Here is a 21,070-nt window from a genome sequence, read left to right as displayed (position 1 = left end):
CCAGAAACTGACGTCTCGGCGCCGAGAACTGACGTCTCGGCGTTATTTGATCAGCGGGGCTACTCCACGACGGAGGAGTACGCCACGACGCCGCGCTTGAGGAGGTCCATGGTCTGGCGGGCCGTACGCCGCAGGGGGACGTCGCCGGCGGCGTCGGCGACCTGGCCGCACATGTCGATGAGCTGCTTCATCCAGCGCACGAAGTCACCGGCGGCGAGCTCGACGACCTCGAGGACGTCGTCGAGGTCGTCGCCCTCGGCCCAGCGGTAGGCGGCCCAGGCGAAGCCGAGGTCGGGCTGGCGGAGGAAGTCGAGCTTGTGGTCGCGCTCGAGGGCGTCGAGCTGGCCCCACAGCCGTACGGTCTCGGCGATGACGTCCTTGACCCGACCGCCGGGGAGGCGGGGCGGGGTGGCGTCGTCGGCGCGACGGGCCTCGTAGACCAGCACCGAGAGCGCGGCGGCGAGCTCTGAGGGGGTCAGGTCGTCCCAGAGTCCCTCGCGGAGCGCCTCGGCGGCGACCAGGTCCATCTCGGAGTAGAGCCGCATCAGATGGGTGCCGCGCTCGGTGACGGTCTCGCCCTCGAGATAGTCGAGGGCGACCAGCACGTCGCAGACCCGGTCGAAGGTGCGCGCGACCGTGTTCGTACGCGCCTCCACCCGGCGACGCAGGGTGTCGGTGTCGCGCGAGAGCTTGAACCAGCGCTCGGCCCAGCGGGCATGGTCCTCGCGGTCGGGGCAGTCGTGGCAGGGGTGCAGCTTCAGCTCGCGGCGCAGCTCGGAGATCTGGGTCTCCACCGAGCTCTTGCGCTCCTTGCGAGCGGTCGGAGAGCCCTCGTAGGGCACCGGTCGCAGGTCGCGGGTCTTCTCCCGCAGCCGGGAGGCCATGTCGCGGCGCATCTGCGGGTTGCGGCCGTTGAACGACTTCGGCACCCGCAGCCGGGTCTGGGCGACGATCGGCACGTTGAAGTCCATCATCGCCAGGCGGCGGGCCTGCCGGTCCTGGGTGATCACGTAGGGACGCGGCCCGTCCGGGTCGAAGCCCGGGTCGACGATGACCGCATAACCGGCGAACTTGCCCGTCGGCACGTCGATCACGTCACCGATCTTCAGCTTGGAGAGCGACTCGATGATCTCCTCGCGGCGGTCGGCACGCCGCTCGCGGGAGGAGGACTTCTCGACGTCGGAGATCTTGCGGCGGATCGCGGCGTACTCCATGAAGTCACCGCGGTCGCACGTCGCGGCCTCCTGGTAGCCCTCGAGCGCGTCCTCGGCCTTGCGCACCTGGCGGGCCAGCCCGACAACCGCCTTGTCGGCCTGGAACTGCGCGAAGGACTGCTCCAGCAGCTCGCGCGAGCGCGCCCGCCCGAACTGGTGCACCAGGTTGACCGCCATGTTGTAGGACGGCCGGAAGCTCGACCGCAGCGGATAGGTGCGGGTCGAGGCGAGGCCGGCGAGCTCGCGCGGGTTGAGCCCCTGCTGCCAGAGCACGACGCCGTGGCCCTCGACGTCGAGGCCGCGACGGCCGGCGCGACCGACGAGCTGGGTGTACTCCCCCGGCGAGAGGTTGACGTGGGCCTCGCCGTTCCACTTCGAGAGCTTCTCGATGACCACCGTGCGGGCGGGCATGTTGATGCCCAGCGCGAGCGTCTCGGTGGCGAAGACGGCCTTCACCAGCCCGCGCAGGAACAGCTCCTCGACGACCTGCTTGAACGCCGGCAGCAGCCCGGCATGGTGGGCGGCGACGCCGCGGGTCAGGCCGTCGATCCAGTCGTGGTAGCCGAGGACGTGACGGTCCTCGTCGGGCAGGTCGGCGCAGGCCTCCTCGACGTAGCCGAAGATCTCGTCGCGCTCCTCGGGCGTGGTCAGGCGCAGGTTGGCCTGGATGCACTGGCTCACCGCCGCGTCACAGCCGACCCGGGAGAAGACGAAGTTGATCGCCGGCAGCATGTTCTCGCGCTGCAGCGCGGTGATGACCTCCACGCGCGACGGGATCCAGACGCGGCGCCCGTTGCCCACGCGCCGGTTGCCGTTGCCCTTGCGCTTGTCCTTGGGGGTGCGCCGGTCGGTCATCCGCCCGGCGGCCCAGTCGTCGCGCGCCAGCCTCATCAGCTCGCCGTTGACCGGGGCGCCCTCCTTGACGAACCCGGCCGCTGCGTCGACGTCGGAGGAGGCGAACAGGTCCATGATCCGCCGGCCCGCCATCACGTGCTGGTAGAGCGGCACCGGCCGCTTCTCCTCGATGATCGTGGTGGTCTCACCACGCACCGTGGTGAGCCACTCGCCGAACTCCTCGGCGTTGGACACGGTCGCTGAGAGGGACACCACCGAGACCGACTCGGGCAGGTGGATGATGACCTCCTCCCAGACCGCGCCGCGGGAGCGGTCGGCGAGGTAGTGGACCTCGTCCATGACCACGAACCCGAGGCCCATCAGCGTGCGCGAGCCCGCATAGAGCATGTTGCGCAGCACCTCGGTGGTCATCACCACGACCGGTGCCTCGCCGTTGACGACGTTGTCGCCGGTCAGCAGGCCGACCTGGTCGGGTCCGTAGCGCTTGACCAGGTCGTTGTACTTCTGGTTGGAGAGCGCCTTGATCGGGGTGGTGTAGAACGCCTTGCGGCCGGTCGCGAGCGCCAGGTGGATGGCGAACTCACCGACGATCGTCTTGCCCGACCCGGTGGGCGCGGCGACCAGGACACCTTTGCCCTCTTCGATCTCCCTGCACGCTTGGATCTGGAAGTCGTCGAGCCCGAAGTCGTAGAGCGAGGCAAAGTCCCGGAAGACGGGGAAGTCCTTGTCACGCTTGAAAGCGGCGTACTTCTCCGCTGGCGAGGCGTCCATGGCCCCGAGCCTATCGACCGACACCGACAATCAGGTGGGCGGCGGCACGAGTACGCCCAGAGCGGACGGTACGCACTCGACCTCCAGCGGCAGCGGCCCGAGGCGCTCCCCGTCGCTGTAGGCGATCACGCCGGGCGCGGAGGCGGTGATCCGGCGGGCGCGGATGCGCTCGAAGGCCGGGTGGGTGAGGTGCTTGGCCTGGCGTACGCCGGGGAAGACGCGCAGGAACTCCAGCCGTGAGACCGGCTTGATGAGGATGGCGTCCAGCAGGCCGTCGGCGGGGTCGCACTCCGCCGCGATCCGCAGGCCACCGCCGTACGACTCGGTGTTGGCGACCGCCAGAAGCATCGCCTCCTGCTCGCGCACGACACCGTCGATCTCGAGCCGGTAGGGCACCGGCTTCCAGCTACGGATCACCGCCAGCGCGGCGAGCGTGTAGCGGAGGTCGCCGTGCGGCCAGCGCATCGCGTTGGCCCGCTCGTTGACGGCCGCGTCGAACCCGGCGGCCAGGACGGTCGCGAACCAGGTGTCCCCGCTGCGCCCCAGGTCGATACGGCGGGAGTGGTGACGTACGACGACGTCCGCGGCGGCCAGCGGATCGCCCGTCGGGATCCCGAGGGCCCGTGCGAAGTCGTTGCCGGTGCCGAGCGGGACGACGCCGAGGTCGACCTCGGTGCCGGCCAGCGCCTGGACCGCGACGTGGACCATGCCGTCGCCGCCGAGGGTCACGACCGTGTCGACGCCGTCGGCGGCCGCCTTCCGGGCCAGCTCGAGGGCGTGGTCGGCGTCGTCGCCGATCAGGTGCTCGACGACCGCGCCCGAGGCGGCGAGCCTCGCGGTGACCGCGTCGAGGATCTGGTCGGCGTTGCCGCGGCCGGCGGTGGGGTTGGCGAGCAGGGCGATCTGGCGCGTCACCTGCCGCATCGTAGTGGTCAGATCACCGACGGGACGTCAGGATCCCCGATCCTGTCCTCGCGCTTGGCCGCCTTGCGCTTGTCGTGGGACCGCGTGATCACCTCGGAGATCCCGAAGAGCAGGACCATCGGGATGGCCATGATGCTCATCGTGAACGGGTCACCCGACGGCGTCGCCACCGCGGCGAAGACGAAGGAGCCGACGATGATCCAGGCACGGTACTTCCCGAGCGCGGCGCCGGGCAGGACCCCGATCCGGTTGAGCAGGATGCAGAAGACCGGGATCTCGAAGGCGATGCCGAAGACCAGCAGCGTACGGCTGAGGAAGCTCAGGTATTCGCTGAACTCGACGATGTTGGTCAGCCCGTCGGGGACGAAGGCGAACAGGATCTCCAGGCCCTTGGGCAAGGTGACGTAGCCCAGCACGACGCCGACCAGGAAGAGCGGCCCGGCGACAGCCACGAAGATCCGCGACATCCGCTTCTCGTGCGCGTGCAGGCCCGGCATCAGGAACGCCCAGATCTGGTAGAGCCAGATCGGCGCGGTGCCGATCAGCGCCGCCAGACCGCACAGCTTCAGGTAGAGCATGAAGCCGCCCGCGGCGCCGTTGACGGAGCTCAGCGAGGCAGCGCCGCCCTCCTGGTCCATCATCTTGACGGCCTGGAGATACGGGTCCATGACCAGGTCGAAGAGCTGCTCGAAGAAGAACAGCGAGACGATGAAACCGACGATCAGGGCCAGGGACGCCTTGATCACCCGCGCGCGAAGCTCACGCAGGTGGTCGGAGAGCGCCATCCGGCCGTCGTCGCCGATGGCGTGCTTGGGGGTGCCGCGCAGGAGCGCGACAACACCGGCGATGGACAATGTCGGCCTCAGTTGCCGGAGAGGCGCTCGCGCTCGGCCCTGATCTCGGCCTCACGACGCTCGAGCTCGGCGATGCGCTCCTGCTCGGAAGCGGTGAGCTCGGCCGGCTTCTCGACCTTGTCGCCCTTCTCCTTCTCGTCCTCGTCGCGAAGACCCTTGGTCTCGGACTTGAAGATGCGCAGCGCCTGACCGGTGCCGCGGGCGAGCTCGGGAAGCTTGGCGGCGCCGAAGACGAGGATCACGATCGCCAGGATGATGAGCCACTCGGCTCCCTGCGGCATACCGATCAATGGAGTGAACATGAACTACCTCATCTACGTCTTAGGGGGAACGCTTGAAGTCTACGCGTCCGAACGGTACAGGCCGAGAGCCTGCCGTGCAGTCTCGGCAAACGATTCAGTGAACTCTGTGCGTGTCTGCGTCTGGCGGCCGTCGTCGGCCTCGACGATCTCAGCATAGGGCGCCAGTCGCAGCAGGAAGCGGGTGAGCCACCGCTGGTCGTAGACCCGCAGCCCCACCTCGAGACCACCACCGGGCAGCTCGACCGGGTCGATCACCGCGTAGTACTCACCGACCCAGCGGGCCTCGGCGGCCAGCCGCACGCGGACGACCGTGCCGGAGTCCGTACGCAGCACCGACTCGCTCCCGTTGTCGAGATCCGCGCCGTCCTTGATCTCCGGCGCGACCACGATCGGCGTGTCAAGCACCTCCGCGCCCCGGATCCGGTCGAGGCGGAAGCTGCGTGGCGCCTCGGCCGTGTGGCACCAGGCGTCGAGATACTCGATGTCGCGGATCGAGACCAGCGCGCGCGGATCGATGACCCGCGAGGACTCCTCGTCGCGCGCCGGGACCCAGTAGTCGATGCGGACCTGACGGCCCTGGTCGATCGCGGTCGCGATCGCGGCATGGATCTGGACCAGCGAGGTGTCGATCGACTCCTCGCCGGGATCGACGCGCGCCGCAGCGCCCTCGGCGGCCGCCTGCTCGAGCTTGGCCAGCGTGCGGTCGACGACCTCCTTGGTCTCCGCGCTCACCGCTCCGCCGCGCAGCGCGCGGAGCGCGACGATCACGGCGGTGGCCTCGATCGGGGTCAGCCGCAGCTGGCGGTCGAGGTAGTCGGCGTTGGAGATCCGGATGACCCGGTCGCCGTCGGGCTCGGTCAGCGCGTCGATGTCGACGTCGATCAGGTCGTCGGGATAGCCACCGGGCAGGCCGCACATGAAGAGCACCTGCAGGTCCTTGACCAGCTGCTTCTCCTCGACACCGAGGTCGGCGGCGGCCTTGTCGAGGCGTACGTCGACCTCTTGGGAGTAGAGGTAGGGCACCAGCGTCAGCAGCCGGCCGACCTGTCCCTTGGCACCGGTGGCACTCATCGATCGACTCCGTCCAGGCGGGCGACCAGCCGCTCCAGCCGCGCTCCGACCTCGTGGCGCAGGTCCTCGGGCTCCTCGACGTAGGCGTCGGGGCCGTGCCCCAGCACCGCCCCGACCAGGTCGGCGGGCACCCGGGTCAGCACGACGCGGTCCCAGTCGTCGCGACCATCGGGACCACTGACCCCGGATTCGGTCGAATCGGCGGCCCGGCGCAGCGTGTAGCCGCTCCCCTGCCGCAGCAGCAGGACGGCCTTCCCCGTGGGCGGCGCCGGCGCCAGGTCTCGTGCGATATCGCGTACGTCCACCTCGGCCGGCACCTCGAAGGCGTCGAACTCGCCGACCGCCCGAGCCTCCCCCAGGACGCGGGAGAGCCGGAAGATGCGGGTGTCGTCGCGGTCGACGTCATGGCCCACGGCGTACCAACGTCCCGAGTAGCGCACCACGCCCCAGGGCTGCAGCAGCCGATGGGACGGCTCGGCCGCCCGTGACCCGCGGTAGTCGAACTCGACGATCTGCCGGTCCTGGGTCGCGGCCACGAAGACGTCGAAGGAGCCCTCCTCGGCGGCCAGCCGCGGCTGCACGATCTCCAGCGCCGAGACGTCGGTCTCGAGCCCGGCGGCGTTGAGCTTGCGTACGGCCTCCGTGGTCGCCTCCGCCATCGAGGCGTTCTCCCAGACCCTGGTGGCCAGGGCGACGACCGCGAGCTCGTCGGCCTCGAGGGTGATCGGCGGCAGCGCGAACTGCTCGGGGCTGACCCGGTAGCCGATCTCGTCCTCGAAGAAGGAGTCGATCACCCCGGTCTCGATCGGCACACCGAGGCTGCGCAGCTCCTCCTTGTCGCGTTCGAACATCTTCTCGAACGCCTCACCGTGGGACGACGGGTAGAGGACCTCGCGGATCCGCTCCTTCGACACGTTGTCACGCTGCACGAGCAGCATGATGAGCAGGTTCATCAACCGCTCGGTCTTACCCGCCGCCACGGTGTTCTCCCCCTAGAGACTCTTCTACTGCGGCGCCGGGGTGGCTTCGGCCTTGACGACGTCGATGACGAAGTAGAGCGTGCTGTTGGCCGGGATCCCCGGCGTGCCGCCCTGGCCCGGCTTCTCCTCTGCACCGTAGCCCAGCTCCGGCGGGATCTGCAGCAGAACACGGCTGCCGACCTTGACGCCCTCGAGGCCGTTGGTCCAGCCCGCGACCACCTGGTTGAGGGCGAACGGCACGGCCTCCTTGCTGAAGCTCTCGTCGAAGGGCTTCTTGGCGCCGTAGGTCATGCCGAGGTAGTTGGCGGTGACCGTCTGGTCGGTGGTGATCTCCTCGCCGTCGCCCTCGGTCACGATGACCCGCTTGAGCACGTCGTCGGCCTTCGGCTTCGCGATGCCGGTGAAGTCGAACCCGGTCGGCTTGCCGTTCTTCTCCACGACCTTCGGGAGCTCGGAGGCGTCGACGTCGTGCGGCGTCTTGTCGGCGGCGGGCTTGACCACGTCGACGACGACCAGCAGCGTGTCGTGGTTGCCGATGCCCATCTGCGGGTTGCCGCCCTCGCCGAGCAGGTCGGCCGAGCCGACGATGGCCTCGATCCGGTCGCCGACCTTGGCGCCCTTCAAGATGGTGCTCCACGGCTTCTCCGCCGGGAGCTCCTCGCCCTCGGCGGACTGGCTCTCGTAGGACCAGTCCTTGTCCAGCGTGGTGGCGTTGCCGATGTAGATCTTGGCGAACACGCCGCGGTCCTTCGGGATCTCCTCACCCTCGCCCTCGGTCAGCGTCTTGACCTTGGGGTCCTTGGGGTAGGCGATCTCGGACTTCCACTTCAGCGTGGGCGCCTTGTCGACCGCGGTCGAGACGGTGACGCCGTCGAAGCCGGAGACGGTCTCGTCGCCGTACCCCGTCTTCTCCTCGCCGCCGCAGGCGACCAGAGCCGGGATGAGCAGGGTGACGGCCAGCGCGCTCAGCGCATGGCGCAGACGAGGCCGAGGAGCAGTGGGCACAGTGCAAACCTTCGTGACGTGAATAGATAGACGACAGCGGAGCACACCATATCCGCCCGGTGGTTACCCCGCGGCGAAGCCACCCCGGCAGCTGTTCTACATGCCGTCGATCAGCCGCTGCACGCGCTCGTCGTACGCCTTGAGCGGGTCCTTGCACAGCACGGTGCGCTGGGCCTGGTCGTTGAGCTTGAGATGGACCCAGTCGACGGTGAAGTCGCGGCGGCGCTCCTGCGCCTTCTTGATGAACTCGCCACGGAGCCGGGCCCGGGTGGTCTGCGGCGGCACCGACTTGGCCTCGAAGATCTTCAGGTCGGTGGTCGCCCGCTTGACCGCGCCCTTCTTCTCCAGCAGGTAGTAGAGGCCGCGGTTGCGGTGGATGTCGTGGTAGGCGAGGTCGAGCTGAGCTACGCGCGCGTGGCCCAGCGGAAGGCCGTGCTTGGCGCGGTAGCGGTCGATCAGCTTCCACTTGATCACCCAGTCGATCTCGCGGTCGACCAGGGAGAGGTCGTCGGACTCGATCGCCTTCAGGCCCCGCTCCCACAGGTCGAGGGAGGCGAGCATGGTCGGGTCGGTGATCTCGCGGCGGTCGACGAACTCGCGCGCCTTGGAGAGGTACTCGTTCTGGATGTCCAGCGCGCTGGCCTCGCGGCCGTTGGCCAGCCGCACCTTGCGACGACCGGTCAGGTCGTGGGCGATCTCGCGGATGGCGCGGATCGGGTTCTCCATCGTCATGTCCCGCAGGACGACGCCCTCCTCGATCATCCGCAGCACCAGGTGGCAGCTGGCGATCTTGAGCATCGTGGTGGTCTCGGACATGTTCGAGTCGCCGACGATGACGTGGAGTCGCCGGTACTTCTCGGCGTCCGCGTGCGGCTCGTCGCGGGTGTTGATGATCGGCCTCGACCGCGTCGTCGCGGACGAGACGCCCTCCCAGATGTGCTCGGCACGCTGGCTCACCGCGAACCCGGCGCCGCGGGGCGTGTGGGTGACCTTCCCCGCGCCGACGATCAGCTGACGGGTGACCAGGAACGGGATGAGCACGTCGGCGAGCTTGGAGAACTCCCCGGCGCGGCTGACCATGTAGTTCTCGTGGCAGCCGTAGGAGTTTCCGGCCGAGTCGGTGTTGTTCTTGAACAGGTAGATGTCGCCGGCGATGCCCTCGTCGTGCAGCCGCTGCTCGGCATCGAGGAGCAGCCCCTCCAGGATCCGCTCCCCCGCCTTGTCGTGCGTGACGGTCGAGATCACGTCGTCGCACTCGGGCGTGGCGTACTCGGGGTGGGAGCCGACGTCGAGGTAGAGCCTCGCGCCGTTGCGGAGGAACACGTTCGAGCTGCGGCCCCAGCTCACCACCTTGCGGAAGAGGTAGCGGGCCACCTCGTCCGGGCTCAGCCGCCGCTGGCCACGGAACGTGCAGGTCACGCCGTACTCGTTCTCGATGCCGAAGATGCGCCTGTCCATACTGAAACCCTAGACGGTCGGCGGTCACTCCGGAGGCGTTCGGAGGTACGACACGGCGAGCCGCGCCGCCCACCGGCACGTCGGTGCGCACCGGGCGCCGGACGGGTCGAATCTCACACCGCTCACGAAGCCGGGACGGCGGCGGCCCGGCCCTAGGATTGCGGCTCGTGCCGTCGCCCCTGCCTCCGTCCTCCCCGGCCGACCAGCCGGGGGTCCTCGCCGCGCTGCGTTCGCCGAAGATGCTGCGTACCGAGGTGCTGGCGGGTCTCGTCGTCGCGCTCGCGCTGATCCCCGAGGCGATCTCGTTCTCGATCATCGCCGGGGTCGACCCGCGGGTCGGTCTGTTCGCCTCGTTCACGATGGCGGTGGCCATCTCGTTCCTGGGCGGGAGGCCGGCGATGATCTCGGCGGCCACCGGCGCGGTCGCGCTGGTGATCGCCCCGGTGATGCGGGACCACGGCTACGACTACCTGATCGCGACGGTGCTCCTGGGCGGGCTGATCCAGATCGCCCTGGCACTGGCCGGGGTGGCCCGGCTGATGCGCTTCCTGCCCCGCTCGGTGATGGTCGGCTTCGTCAACGCGCTGGCGATCCTCGTCCTCGAGGCGCAGATCGTCCACATGGTCGGCGTGCCCTGGGCGGTCTACCCGATGATCGCCGCCGGCATCGCCGTCATCGTCGGCTTCCCGCGGATCACCAAGGTGATCCCCGCCCCGCTGGTGGCGATCGTGGCGCTCACCGCCTTCACCGTCATCGGCGCGGTCGACGTGCCGAACGTCAGCGACCAGGGCGAGCTGCCCGACAGCCTGCCGACCTGGTTCCTGCCCGACGTACCGCTCACCGTCGACACGCTGCAGATCATCGCCCCCTACGCCCTGGGGATGGCGCTGGTCGGCCTGCTCGAGTCGCTGTTGACCGCCAAGCTCGTCGACGACATCACCGACACCCCCTCCGACAAGACCCGCGAGGCGGGTGCTCAGGGCCTCGCGAACCTGATCACCGGCCTGTTCGGGGGCATGGGCGGCTGCGCGGTGGTCGGCCAGACGATGATCAACGTCAAGGTCTCCGGCGCCCGTACGCGCCTGTCCACCTTCCTCGCCGGCATCTTCCTGCTCGTCCTGGTCGTCGGGTTCGGCGACGTCGTGGGGCTGATCCCGATGGCGGCCCTGGTCGCGGTGATGATCATGGTCTCGGTCAGCGCCTTCGACTGGCACTCGGTCCGGCCGGCCACCCTGCGGCGGATGCCGCTCTCGGAGACGGCGGTGATGCTCACGACCGTCGCCGTCACCGTCGGGACCCGCAACCTCGCGATCGGGGTCATCGTGGGGGTCCTGGTCGCGATGACGCTCTTCGCGCGCCGTGTCGCCCACCTGACCGAGACGCACCGCGAGCTCGTCGCGGGCGCCGACGGCGGCGTGCGCGCCGTCTACCGGGTCACCGGCGAGCTCTTCTTCGCCTCCAGCAACGACCTCTACACCCAGTTCGAGTACGCCGAGGATCCCGACGAGATCGTCATCGACCTCTCCGAGTCCCACATCTGGGACGCCTCCACGGTCGCGGCGCTCGACGCGATCACCCACAAGTACGAGACCAAGAACAAGTCCGTACGCATCGTGGGCCTCAACCGGTCCAGCGCCGACCGGCACGAGCGGCTGACCGGTCGGCTCAGCGGTCACTGACCCAGCGACACCTTCGCCGCCACCGGCAGATGGTCGCTGCCCGAGCGTGGGAGCACCGTCAGCTCCGTCACCTCGGCACCACGCGCGAGGACATGGTCGAGCTGCACGACGGGCGCCGCCGAGGGGAAGGTGAACCGGAAGCCGTGCTCCTCGCGCGAGACCTCGTCGGTGATGGGGGCGAGCCCCGGATCCATCAGGTTCCCGTTGAGGTCGCCGGCCAGCAGCACCTCCGGCGCCGGGTCCTCGGCGATCGCCTCGGCCAGCAGCTCGGCGCTCCGGTTGCGGCTGTGAGCCGCGAGCCCGCGCGGACCCAGCCGGACGGAGGGAAGGTGTGCCACGTAGACGGTCACCTCGCCCTCCGGGGTCCGGACGACCGCTCGCAGGCACCGGTCCCAGGACGCCCCGATGCCCGCCGGACGGATGTCGACCCGCGTACGCTCCGAGATCGGGTGCCGCGACCAGAGCCCGACCGTCCCCTGGGTCGCGTGGTGTTCGAACGTGCGGCCCAGGATCGCCTCGTACTGCGGGAGGTTCTCGGAGGTGAGCTCCTCGAGCGCCACGATGTCAGGATCCTCGGCCAGCAGGAGATCGACGGTGCGCTCGATGTCGAGATTGTCGTCGGCGACGTTGTGCTGCACCACCGTGAGGTCGTACGCCGCCGCCTCGACGGGCATCAGCCGCGGGCCGAACACACCTGCCCAGGCGGCGAGCGGGGTCAGCGCGAGCACCGCGGCGAGGGCCGAGCGCCGCAGCACCGCGGCCAGGACCAGCACCGGGACCGCCAGGACGAGCCACGGCAGGAACGTCGCGACCAGCGAAGCCAGATTGCCCCAGTGGTTCGGCACCAGCGCGTGCAGGCCGATCACCATCGCGAGCATGACCGCCGCGAGCGCGAGCAGCCTCCCTCGCCGCCACGGCGACCTGTCCACCTCCACGTCCAGCGACCCTAGCCAACCGGCCATGACGATGTAGACAACGGCGTGCCGGCCTCGTTCACCGGGCAGAGACACCCGACAGACACGAGGATGAGAGTCATGACCCAGCAGCTGCGCTTCGACCACATCGGCGTCACCGTCGCCGACATCGACAAGGCCACCGAGTTCTTCGTCGGCCTCGGCCTGGAGATCGAGGGCCGCACGTTCGTGGAGGGCGAGTTCATCGACACCGTCTGCGGCATCCCCGGAGCCCGCTGCGAGGTCGTGATGCTGCGGCCTCCGGGTGGCGGCACCGCCCTCGAGCTCGCCCGCTTCGTCCGGCCCGACCACACCCCCGGCTCACCCGGGGCGATGGCCAACGAGCTGGGCCTGCGCAACGTCTGCTTCGAGGTCGACGACCTCGATGCGGAGCTGGAGCGGCTGGCCGCGCACGGCTACGGGCTCGTCGGAGGCGTCGGCGTGCACGAGAACATCGTGCGGATGGCGTACGTCCGGGGCCCGGAGGGCATCGTCGTCTCGCTCTCCGACCGGATCGGCTGAGCTCCGCAGACGAACGTGGGAGTGCTGAGGTCACCAGGTGACCCCCGCACTCCCACGTTCTCGGACTCAGTCGAGCGGCGGAGCGATCGGCGGCTCGCCGTCGTCGTCGGCCGGCGGGGCCAAGGGGGCCTCGTCGACCGGCTTCTCGGCTGGCTTCTCGGCCGGCTTCTCGGGGGGTGGCTCGACGGCGGCCGGCTCGGCTGCCCCGACCTCCGCGGTGGCGACGGCCGAGCCGAGGATCTCGACCAGCGTGGCCGGCCGGATCCTGCGGAACTTGCGCGGCTGGGTGCGGTTGCGGTCGAGGACCGCGACCTCGAGGTTCTTCGCCTCGATCTCCCGGTCCTCGGTCTCGGTGTGGCCGAGCGCGGCCACGGCCAGCTTGATGGCGTCCTCGAGCGAGGCGCCCTCGGTGTAGCGCTCCTTGAGGTAGCCACCCACCGCCTCGGCGGCGCCGCCGATGGCGGCGAAGCCGTGCTCGTCGACGACCTGGCCGTCGTAGGTGAGCCGGTAGAGCTGGTCGTCCGCGGCGGAGTCGCCGATCTCGCCGACGAAGAGCTCGACCTCGTAGGGCTTCTCCCCGCCCGAGGAGAAGATCGTGCCGAGGGTCTGGGCGTAGGCGTTGGCCAGGCCACGACCGGTGACGTCACGCCGGTCGTAGGCGTAGCCGCGCATGTCGGCCAGCCTCACCCCGGCGATGCGGAGATTCTCGAACTCGTTGTAGCGCCCGACCGCGGCGAAGGCGATCCGGTCGTAGATCTCGCTGACCTTGTGCAGCGCCGCCGAGGGGTTCTCGGAGGCGAACACGATGCCGTCGGCGTACTGCAGCGAGACCAGGGCCCGGCCCCGGGAGATGCCCTTGCGCGCGAAGTCCGCGCGGTCGCGCATCAGCTGCTCTGGGGAGACGTAGAAGGGAGTGCTCATGATCAGGCCTCCAGCTCGGCGATGGGACCGTCGGGCCGCTGGAGCCTCCCGGCGATGACAGCCTCGGCGACCGCGGCGACCTCGGCGTCGGGCAGGGTGTGCCCGCCGTCGGCGGTGATCACGTGGACCAGCGGGAACAGCCTGCGGGACAGGTCGGGTCCGCCGGTGGCCGAGTCGTCGTCGGCCGCGTCGTAGAGCGCCTGGACCAGGACCGCGACCAGGGTGTTCTCGTCGAGGTCGGGCCGGTAGAGCTTCTTGAGCGCGCCCTTGGCGAACAGCGAGCCCGAGCCGACGCCGGCGTACCCGGTCTGCTCGTAGCGGCCGCCGGTCGGGTCGTACCCATAGATCTTGCCCAGGCCCGCGTCGGGGTCGAACCCGACGAAGAGCGGGACCACGACCAGGCCCTGCATGGCCATCGCGAGGTTGCCGCGCACGAGCGCGGAGAGGCGGCTGGCCTTGCCCTCGATCGAGAGCGTGGTGCCCTCGATCTTCTCGTAGTGCTCCAGCTCGGTCTGGAAGAGCTTGACCAGCTCGACCGCGAGCCCCGCCGAGCCGGCGATGCCGACCGCGGAGTATTCGTCGGACGGGAAGACCTTGCGCATGTCGCGCTCGGCGATCAGGTTGCCCTGGGTCGCGCGCCGGTCACCGGCGATGATCACGCCACCGGGGAAGGTGGCCGCGACGATCGTGGTGCCGTGCGGGGCGATGTCGCCCAGGTTGCCCGGGACCGGGTGGTGCCCCGGGAGCAGCTCTGGGGACTGGGCGGTCAAGAAATCGGCAAAGGACGAGGTGCCCGGCGTCATGTAGGCCGCCGGGATACGGGACTCCGACATCTGCTACTGCCCGCCCTTCTGGATGAAGGACTTCACGAAGTCCTCGGCGTTGGTCTCCAGGACGTCGTCGATCTCGTCCAGGATGTCGTCGACGTCGGAGTCAAGCGCTTCCTTGCGCTCGTTCACATCGGTCTCGGGCGCGGTCTCGACGGACTCCTCCGTCTCGGAGGACTTCTTCGGCTGCTTCTGCTCCTGTGCCATGTCTTCAACCTATCCACTAGCACCGACAAACCTGAGGAAACAATGCCCGATTTCGCTACGGGAGGAAGCAGAAGTCGAACGTTGGACCGAGATGTGGCACGAGTCGCGATCGACGCTCAGGAACCGGTCAGCCGGTTGAACAGGTCGACGGCGGTGTCGGAGGAGTCGAGCAGGCCGCCGACGTGCTTCTTGGTGCCACGCAGCGGGTCGATGGTCGGCACCCGCTGCAGCGACTCGCGACCGGGCAGGTCGAAGATGACCGAGTCCCAGCTCGCCGCGGCGACGTTCTCGGAGTACTTCTCCAGGCAGCGGCCGCGGAAGTAGGCCCGGGTGTCGGTCGGCGGCTCGTGCATCGCCTTCTCCACCAGGTCGTCGGTCAGCAGCCGCTCGATCCGGCCGGCGCGGACGAGGCGCTGGTAGAGACCCTTCTCGGGGCGGATGTCGGCGTACTGCAGGTCGATCAGGTGGAGCTTGGGGTCGTCCCACTCCAGACCGTCACGGTCGCGGTAGCCGAGCAGGAGCTTGTACTTGGCCACCCAGTCGAGCTCGGTGGCGCACTCCATCGGGTCGCGCTCGAGGCGGTCGAGGACCGACTCCCAGCGCTCCAGGACGTCCTTGGTCTGGTAGTCGGCGTCGGAGCCGTAGCGCTCCTGGACGAACTTCTTGGCCAGGTCCAGATACTCCATCTGGAGCTGGACACCGGTCAGCTTGCGACCGTCCTTGAGCGTGATCAGGGTCTTCAGCGACGGGTCGTGGGAGACCGCGCGCAACGCCGAGACCGGACCGTCGACGCTGAGGTCGCGGGTGATGTAGCCGTCCTCGATCATGGCGAGCACCAGCGACGTACTCCCGACCTTGAGGTAGGTCGAGATCTCGGCGAGGTTGGCGTCACCGAGGATCACGTGGAGGCGCCGGTACTTCTCCGGGTCGGCGTGGGGCTCGTCGCGGGTGTTGATGATCGGCCGCTTGAGCGTGGTCTCCAGCCCGACCTCGACCTCGAAGAAGTCGGCGCGCTGGGAGATCTGGAAGCCGTGCTTGGGGCGCTCCTGGCCGATCCCGACCCGGCCGGCGCCGGCGAAGACCTGCCGGGAGACGAAGAACGGGGTCAGATGCTTGACGATGTCGGCGAACGCGGTCGAGCGGCGCATGAGGAAGTTCTCGTGCGCCCCGTAGGAGACACCCTTGTTGTCGGTGTTGTTCTTGTAGAGATGGATCTGCGGGTTGCCCGGCAGCCGCGCGGCGGCACGGGAGGCGTCGAGCATCACCTGCTCGCCGGCCTTGTCCCAGCGCACCGCGTCCAGCGGGTTGGTCACCTCGGGGCAGGAGAACTCCGGGTGGGCGTGGTCGACGTAGAGCCGCGCGCCGTTGGTGAGGATGACGTTGGCGAGCCCGAGATCCTCGTCGGTGAGCTGGCTGGGGTCGGCCACCTGCCTCGACATGTCGAACCCGCGCGCGTCGCGCAGCGGCGACTCCTCCTCGAAGTCCCAGCGCGCTCTCCTCGCCTTCAGGGTCGAGGATGCGTACGCATTGACGACCTGCGAGGACGCCACCATCGGGTTGGCCTGGGGCTGTCCGGCCACGGAAATTCCGTATTCGACCTCCGTGCCCATCACCCGTCGTACGCTCATCCCGCCACCTCCGTAGCGCAAGCGCAAGAATACGGACGTGGCGGCATGAGGCCGATTGTCGCTCGCTGACGCTCGCTCATGCCTGCAAGGCTACCGGCCACGTGCACGAAGGCACGTGAGCATCCACACGCCACGCTGAGGTTGACGGAAGTTGTTCGGCTGGACGGAACCAGGAGGATTCCCGCACGTGAGATGCTATGCCTGCTCGGCCTCCTCCCGCGGTGGTGGAGGCGGCGCAGACGGCGGAGACGGGTCATGGTGAGGTTGGACCATGGGCACTCCTGAGATCCGGCGGGCCACCGCCGACGACCTCGACGACATCTTCTCGATCTGCCTGCTCACCGGCGCATCGGGCGAGGACGCCACCGAGTTCTACGACGACCCGCGGCTGCCGGGAAACATCTACGCCGCTCCCTACATCGTGCTGCGCCTCGGGCTCGGGTTCGTGGCGGTCGACTCCGAGGGCGTGGTGGGCTACGTCGTCGGCACCCCGTTCACCCGCGCCTTCGAGAAGGAGTGCGAGGAGGACTGGTGGCCCGCCCTGCGGGTGGTCAACCCGGATCCCGGTCCCGACCACGACCGCACCGACTGGAACGCCCGGCTGCGCTCCCTGATCCATCGGCCGGTGCGTACGCCCGGCGAACTGTTGAGCGAGTTCCCGGCACACCTGCACATCAACCTGCTCCCCCGCGCCCAGGGCCAGGGAGTCGGCAAGGAGCTGATCGGGATGATGCTCGGCGCCTTCCACGTCGCGGGCGTACGCGGCGCGCACCTCGGCGTCAGCACCGCCAACACCCGCGCCGTCGGGTTCTACCGGCGCGTGGGGTTCACGACGATCGCCGAAACCGAGGACACTCTGCTCCTCGGGGTGCAGTGGACCGGGGAGATGGAAGAGTGAGCTTCCATGGGACTCTGGGAAGCGCGGGTGGTGCCGCACATCGTGGATCGCGCCTGCGGGATCGCTCAGCTCGACCCGCTGCGCGAGAGGGCCTGTGACGGTCTCCGCGGCCAGGTCGTCGAGATCGGCTTCGGCAGCGGGAGCAACATCGGCCTCTATCCGGCCGAGGTCACCGAGATCGTCGCCGTCGAGCCCTCCGACGTCGCCTGGCAGCTCTCCTCCTCGCGACGCTCGGCATCATCGGTCCCGGTGACCCGCGTCGGCCTCGACGGCGCCCGGCTCCCGCTCGCCGACGCCTCGGTCGACACCGGGCTGGTCACCTTCTCGCTGTGCACCATCCCCGACGTCGCGGGAGCGCTCGCTGAGCTGCGCCGGGTTCTGCGTCCCGGCGGCACCATCGGCTTCGCCGAGCACGGTCTCTCCCCCGACCCCGGCGTCGCCCGCTGGCAGCATCGCCTCGACGGCCTCCAGCAGCGCCTCTTCGGCGGCTGCCACCTCACCCGCGACATCCCGAAACTATTGGCCGACCAGGGATTTCAGGTCGATCTCCTACAGCAGGACTACCTCCCTGGACCGGCCGCCTCCAAGCCGTGGGGATACGTGTCCGCGGGTCGCGCTTCAGCGTGACGCGGCGCACATTCGCGTCACTTTGACGATACCCTGCCGCAGCCGTCAAGATTTCTACCAAGCGAATCTTCGCCGCAACTCGGGACCAGCGAACCCGGGCCACCGCATGCACGTTTGAGAAAGCCTTCGCACCCTCGTGACCGATCTTTGGTCCTACGCCCTGACCCTTCTCGGAGTCGCCGGAACGGCGCTCGTCGGCAGAAAGGTCTGGTGGGCGCAGCACTTCCTGCTCATCACCCAGATCCCCTGGACCGCCTTCGCCCTCGTCACCGGGCAGTTCGGCTTCCTGCTCGGCGTGGTTCTCAACTCCGCCATCTACGTGACCAGCGCACGTGAGTGGCAGCAGCAGCGACCTCAGCGGGCCCCGGCCCCCACCACGGCGCCCTGAGGGTCGCTCGGGCGGGCTGTCTGTTCGGCAAGGTATGCAGCCGAGCCAGCACCCCCCTAGCGGAGTTCCGCACGGGGAGTGCCGTGTTTCCTGCATACCTCGACGAACAGACCCACCGACCTCAGCGCTTGCGCGTACGCAGCGCGTGGGCGACGTTGACGCCGACGAGCCCGACCCAGGAGATCACCAGGGCGCCGAGGTTGTCGGTGACGCCGAGGGTGATGCTGATCGGGATGCCGGCCACGGCCGAGCCGGCGCCGAGCACGAACTGGAAGACCGAGGTGCGCGACTCGTTGCGCTCGGCGAGCGTGCGGGCGGCGGCGGTGGCGCCGACCCGGTCCTGGACGGTCTTCTCGATCCGGTCGGCGAAGCCGGCGACCAGCTCTGCGTCGAACGCATCGCCCAGCTCATGGCGGGCCTCCAAGCCCGCCTCGACGTCCTTGCGACCCATCTCATCTGCCACGTCTGCGACGATACCGCCGTACGGCATGCCCGCGACGCCGAATATCGGAGCGCTCCACCGGGACCTCGGTCACGATCTGCGCCGCTGGGAGCTGTCGGCCAAGGCGGGGGGACGGTAGCCCCGGTCCGCCTCGTTGACCGTGGTTCCGGGCGGCACGATCTCATCGATGCGGTCCAGGATGTCGGCACTCAGCGACACCTTCCCCACATCGAGCTGAGACTGCAGCTGCTCCAGGGTGCGCGGGCCGATGATCACCGAGGAGATGACCGGGTGCTGGAGCACGAAGGCCAGCGCCAGGTGGATCAGGGAGATGCCGGCTTCGTCGGCGAGCTCCTGCAGCTGCTGGACCTTCTGCAGCTTGAGCGCGTTCTCGGGGAGAGTCGGATCATGACGAGCAGGCTGACGCCGCGCTCGGCTGGACACGACCGGGGCGTCCCCGCCGTGCCGACCCGAGAGCCAGCCGCCGGCCAGCGGGCTCCACGGCAGCTGGCCGAGGCCGTAGCGCTGCAGAGTGGGGAACAGGTCCCGCTCGTTGTGGCGCACCAGCAGCGAGTAGGGAGACTGGTCGCTCACCGGCCGCTCCCGGTTGCGCCTCTCGGCGGTCCACTGCGCCTCCACGATCTGGGACGGCAGGAAGGTGGTCGTACCGAAGTATCGGATCTTTCCCTGGTGCACGAGGTCGGAGAGTGCCGAGAGGGTCTCGTCGATGTCGGTCTCGGGACGCGGCCGGTGGATCTGGTAGAGGTCGATGTGATCGGTCCGGAGCCGGCGCAGCGAGCTCTCGACCTCACGGATGATCCAGCGGCGCGAGTTGCCCTGCTGGTTGGGGTCGGTGTCCGACATCGACCCGTGGAACTTGGTGGCGAGGAAGACGTCGTCGCGGCGCCCGGCGAGGGCCTTGCCGACGATCTCCTCCGACTCGCCCCGTGAGTAGACGTCCGCGGTGTCGACGATGTTGATCCCGGCGCCCAGGGCGGTGTGGATGACCCGGATCGAGTCGTCGTGGTCGGGGTTGCCGTTGGCCCCGAACATCATGGTCCCCAAGGTGAGCGGGCTGACCCTGACGCCGGTACGTCCCAGCAGACGGTAGCTGGAGGTCTCGATGGTCATGTGTTCTCCTCATTCCTGCGACAGCGGAAGCTGGTGCGCACGCCTGAACATGATTCAATGCACTGAATTACTCGACAACTATGCGGACCGTTGAAGTAACCGTCGGCCCGGTGACTCCCGTCACGTCCCAGGCTCGGCCAGCGGCGCGGCGTACACACGCTCGAGCGCCGTGGCGCCCCCGGCCATCGACAGGACCCGTCCCGGAAAGCTGGTCGCGACCACCGAGCGAACCGGGTCCTCGCAGGTCAGAGAGCGGACGGCGACCTCCGAACGCAGCAGATCGAGGAGCCCCGGAACCCTGTTCACACCGGCCTCGACGACCGTGAGCACCTCAGGGTTGAGCAGGTCGACGAGGGTCGCGGCCATCCGGCCGACCGTACGCACCCGCTCCTCGAAGAGCCGTGCCACGGCGGCGTCGCCCTCTCCGGCCAGCCTCACGAGCTCCCGGAAGTCGGGATCCTCGGTCAACCCCGCCGCCCGGGCGCGGCGCACGAGGGTCTCCTCGGACACCTCTGCCTGGAAGCAGCCCGTACGCCCGCACCGGCACGGCTCGGTGCTGCCGTCGACGGCGACATGGGCGATCGCACCCGCCGCCGAGCGAGCTCCCTGGTGCAGCGTGCCGCCGCTCGCGAAGGCGATGTCGACGACGTTGCCCACGAAGAGGTGGACGATGCTGGACCTGGCCCGCTGAGCATGCTCGCCGAACAGCTGCTCGGCATGGACCAGCGCGCGGGAGTGACCGTCGACGGCGACCCGTAGCCCGGTCCCCCGCGCCAGCATCTCCCCCAGGCGTACGTCGCGCCAGCCGAGCAGGCGATGCTCGACCACTCGCCCGGCGTCGGCGTCGACCCACCCTCCGGCAGCCACCCCCAGGCCGAGTACGTCGCGTCCGCCCGCCTCGCGGGCGACGACGTCGTTGACGAGGTCCACGAGCCCGGCCAGCACCACGTCCGCGGACCGGTCAAGATGCTCGACCTGACGCTGGACGACCAGTCGACCGCGCAGGTCGTGAAGCGAGACCGTCAGCCGATGCACCGCGATGTGGGCGCCGACCACGACGGCGCTCCCGGTGTCGATGTCGACGGGGATGTGCGGCCGGCCGACACCCGGCGGACCCGCGGCCTCGGGCGCCTCGCGCAGCATCCCTCGCTCGATCAGCTGCCCCGCGAGGCCGGTGATGGACGCCGCGGAGAGCCCGGTCAACCGCGCGATCGAGCTGCGGGCGACCGGTCCGTGGTCGAGCACCGCGCGCAGCACGGCACCGGCGCTGCCCGATGCCCGCCGGTCGGCACGTAGGGGCAGGTCCACCCGGCGCGTGGACCGGCGCCGCACCGGGGCCGGTCGATCAGCGCTCGGCTCGGACGACACGACTTCACCACCTATTTCGACCTACTTACTTGACTAACAATCCTC

The 21,070-nt window shown here is 69.3% G+C and carries 21 protein-coding genes; 5 read left to right on the top strand and 16 right to left on the bottom strand.

All coding sequences use genetic code 11. From position 1 onward, the window contains the following. Nucleotides 1-59: 59 nt before the first annotated feature. From ACZ6WN_RS13960 to pafA, 8 genes are all read right to left on the bottom strand, one after another. A complete protein-coding gene (locus tag ACZ6WN_RS13960; RefSeq protein WP_465865274.1) occupies nucleotides 60-2,840 on the bottom strand; it encodes a DEAD/DEAH box helicase in 2,781 nt (926 codons plus the stop codon). 30 nt (nucleotides 2,841-2,870) lie between these two features. Then, nucleotides 2,871-3,755, bottom strand: a complete 885-nt coding sequence (locus ACZ6WN_RS13955) for a diacylglycerol/lipid kinase family protein (protein ID WP_465865272.1) — start codon at nucleotides 3,753-3,755, stop codon at nucleotides 2,871-2,873. 17 nt (nucleotides 3,756-3,772) lie between these two features. After that, nucleotides 3,773-4,618, bottom strand: a complete 846-nt coding sequence (tatC, locus tag ACZ6WN_RS13950) for a twin-arginine translocase subunit TatC (RefSeq protein WP_465865271.1) — start codon at nucleotides 4,616-4,618, stop codon at nucleotides 3,773-3,775. An 8-nt stretch (nucleotides 4,619-4,626) separates the two neighbouring features. Then, nucleotides 4,627-4,920: a twin-arginine translocase TatA/TatE family subunit gene (gene tatA, locus ACZ6WN_RS13945; RefSeq protein WP_465865270.1), complete on the bottom strand. Its 294-nt coding sequence runs from the start codon at nucleotides 4,918-4,920 to the stop codon at nucleotides 4,627-4,629. Between the two features lie 39 nt (nucleotides 4,921-4,959). Next, entirely contained in the window at nucleotides 4,960-5,991 is a 1,032-nt protein-coding gene (locus ACZ6WN_RS13940) for a helix-turn-helix transcriptional regulator (RefSeq protein WP_465865269.1), read from the bottom strand. Further along, on the bottom strand, nucleotides 5,988-6,971 hold the full coding sequence (locus tag ACZ6WN_RS13935) for a helix-turn-helix transcriptional regulator (protein ID WP_465865267.1): 984 nt from the start codon (nucleotides 6,969-6,971) through the stop codon (nucleotides 5,988-5,990). Before ACZ6WN_RS13935 ends, ACZ6WN_RS13940 begins: the two co-directional genes overlap by 4 nt. Nucleotides 6,972-6,995: 24 nt before the next feature. Then, a complete protein-coding gene (locus ACZ6WN_RS13930; protein ID WP_465865265.1) occupies nucleotides 6,996-7,976 on the bottom strand; it encodes an FKBP-type peptidyl-prolyl cis-trans isomerase in 981 nt (326 codons plus the stop codon). A gap of 96 nt (nucleotides 7,977-8,072) precedes the next feature. Next, nucleotides 8,073-9,434, bottom strand: a complete 1,362-nt coding sequence (gene pafA, locus ACZ6WN_RS13925; protein ID WP_465865263.1) for a Pup--protein ligase — start codon at nucleotides 9,432-9,434, stop codon at nucleotides 8,073-8,075. Between the two features lie 167 nt (nucleotides 9,435-9,601). On the opposite strand from pafA, the gene ACZ6WN_RS13920 reads away from it, so the two are divergent. Continuing rightward, the gene (locus tag ACZ6WN_RS13920) at nucleotides 9,602-11,113 is read left to right on the top strand and encodes a SulP family inorganic anion transporter (protein ID WP_465865261.1); all 1,512 of its coding nucleotides are present in this window, start codon (nucleotides 9,602-9,604) and stop codon (nucleotides 11,111-11,113) included. Here the strand turns inward: ACZ6WN_RS13920 and ACZ6WN_RS13915 are convergent. Then, nucleotides 11,107-12,048 (bottom strand): endonuclease/exonuclease/phosphatase family protein, encoded by a 942-nt coding sequence (locus ACZ6WN_RS13915; RefSeq protein ID WP_465865260.1) that lies wholly within the window; start codon nucleotides 12,046-12,048, stop codon nucleotides 11,107-11,109. The genes ACZ6WN_RS13920 and ACZ6WN_RS13915 overlap by 7 nt on opposite strands. Before the next feature lie 99 nt (nucleotides 12,049-12,147). Between ACZ6WN_RS13915 and ACZ6WN_RS13910 the strand changes: the two genes are divergently transcribed. Continuing rightward, nucleotides 12,148-12,588: a VOC family protein gene (locus ACZ6WN_RS13910; protein ID WP_465865257.1), complete on the top strand. Its 441-nt coding sequence runs from the start codon at nucleotides 12,148-12,150 to the stop codon at nucleotides 12,586-12,588. A gap of 66 nt (nucleotides 12,589-12,654) precedes the next feature. On the opposite strand, the gene prcA is transcribed toward ACZ6WN_RS13910, so the two are convergent. The 4 genes from prcA to dop form a co-directional block, all read right to left on the bottom strand. Further along, nucleotides 12,655-13,509, bottom strand: coding sequence for a proteasome subunit alpha (prcA, locus tag ACZ6WN_RS13905; RefSeq protein WP_465865255.1), 855 nt, complete (start codon nucleotides 13,507-13,509; stop codon nucleotides 12,655-12,657). Nucleotides 13,510-13,511: 2 nt separating this feature from the next. Beyond that, nucleotides 13,512-14,342 (bottom strand): proteasome subunit beta, encoded by an 831-nt coding sequence (gene prcB / locus ACZ6WN_RS13900; RefSeq protein WP_465865253.1) that lies wholly within the window; start codon nucleotides 14,340-14,342, stop codon nucleotides 13,512-13,514. 3 nt (nucleotides 14,343-14,345) lie between these two features. After that, a complete protein-coding gene (locus tag ACZ6WN_RS13895) occupies nucleotides 14,346-14,543 on the bottom strand; it encodes a ubiquitin-like protein Pup (RefSeq protein ID WP_008356645.1) in 198 nt (65 codons plus the stop codon). Nucleotides 14,544-14,659: 116 nt separating this feature from the next. Continuing rightward, on the bottom strand, nucleotides 14,660-16,171 hold the full coding sequence (gene dop / locus ACZ6WN_RS13890) for a depupylase/deamidase Dop (protein WP_465865251.1): 1,512 nt from the start codon (nucleotides 16,169-16,171) through the stop codon (nucleotides 14,660-14,662). Nucleotides 16,172-16,442: 271 nt separating this feature from the next. Between dop and ACZ6WN_RS13885 the strand changes: the two genes are divergently transcribed. The 3 genes from ACZ6WN_RS13885 to ACZ6WN_RS13875 all read left to right on the top strand — a co-directional run bounded on the left by ACZ6WN_RS13885 (nucleotide 16,443) and on the right by ACZ6WN_RS13875 (nucleotide 18,084). Then, nucleotides 16,443-17,069: a GNAT family N-acetyltransferase gene (locus tag ACZ6WN_RS13885; RefSeq protein WP_465865249.1), complete on the top strand. Its 627-nt coding sequence runs from the start codon at nucleotides 16,443-16,445 to the stop codon at nucleotides 17,067-17,069. 6 nt (nucleotides 17,070-17,075) lie between these two features. Further along, the gene (locus ACZ6WN_RS13880; RefSeq protein WP_465865247.1) at nucleotides 17,076-17,696 is read left to right on the top strand and encodes a class I SAM-dependent methyltransferase; all 621 of its coding nucleotides are present in this window, start codon (nucleotides 17,076-17,078) and stop codon (nucleotides 17,694-17,696) included. Nucleotides 17,697-17,832: 136 nt separating this feature from the next. Continuing rightward, nucleotides 17,833-18,084 (top strand): hypothetical protein, encoded by a 252-nt coding sequence (locus ACZ6WN_RS13875; protein ID WP_336737615.1) that lies wholly within the window; start codon nucleotides 17,833-17,835, stop codon nucleotides 18,082-18,084. 121 nt (nucleotides 18,085-18,205) lie between these two features. Here the strand turns inward: ACZ6WN_RS13875 and ACZ6WN_RS13870 are convergent, their stop codons facing one another. The 3 genes from ACZ6WN_RS13870 to ACZ6WN_RS13860 all read right to left on the bottom strand — a co-directional run bounded on the left by ACZ6WN_RS13870 (nucleotide 18,206) and on the right by ACZ6WN_RS13860 (nucleotide 21,025). Continuing rightward, a complete protein-coding gene (locus ACZ6WN_RS13870) occupies nucleotides 18,206-18,547 on the bottom strand; it encodes a hypothetical protein (RefSeq protein WP_465865245.1) in 342 nt (113 codons plus the stop codon). 69 nt (nucleotides 18,548-18,616) lie between these two features. Beyond that, complete coding sequence (locus tag ACZ6WN_RS13865; protein WP_465865244.1) at nucleotides 18,617-19,657, bottom strand: aldo/keto reductase; 1,041 nt, start codon at nucleotides 19,655-19,657, stop codon at nucleotides 18,617-18,619. Between the two features lie 120 nt (nucleotides 19,658-19,777). Beyond that, nucleotides 19,778-21,025 (bottom strand): ROK family protein, encoded by a 1,248-nt coding sequence (locus ACZ6WN_RS13860; RefSeq protein WP_465865242.1) that lies wholly within the window; start codon nucleotides 21,023-21,025, stop codon nucleotides 19,778-19,780. Nucleotides 21,026-21,070 lie beyond the last annotated feature (45 nt).

The sequence above is a fragment of the Nocardioides sp. NPDC054178 genome (assembly GCF_055585005.1).
This window is presented reverse-complemented; position numbering and strand designations above follow the sequence as displayed.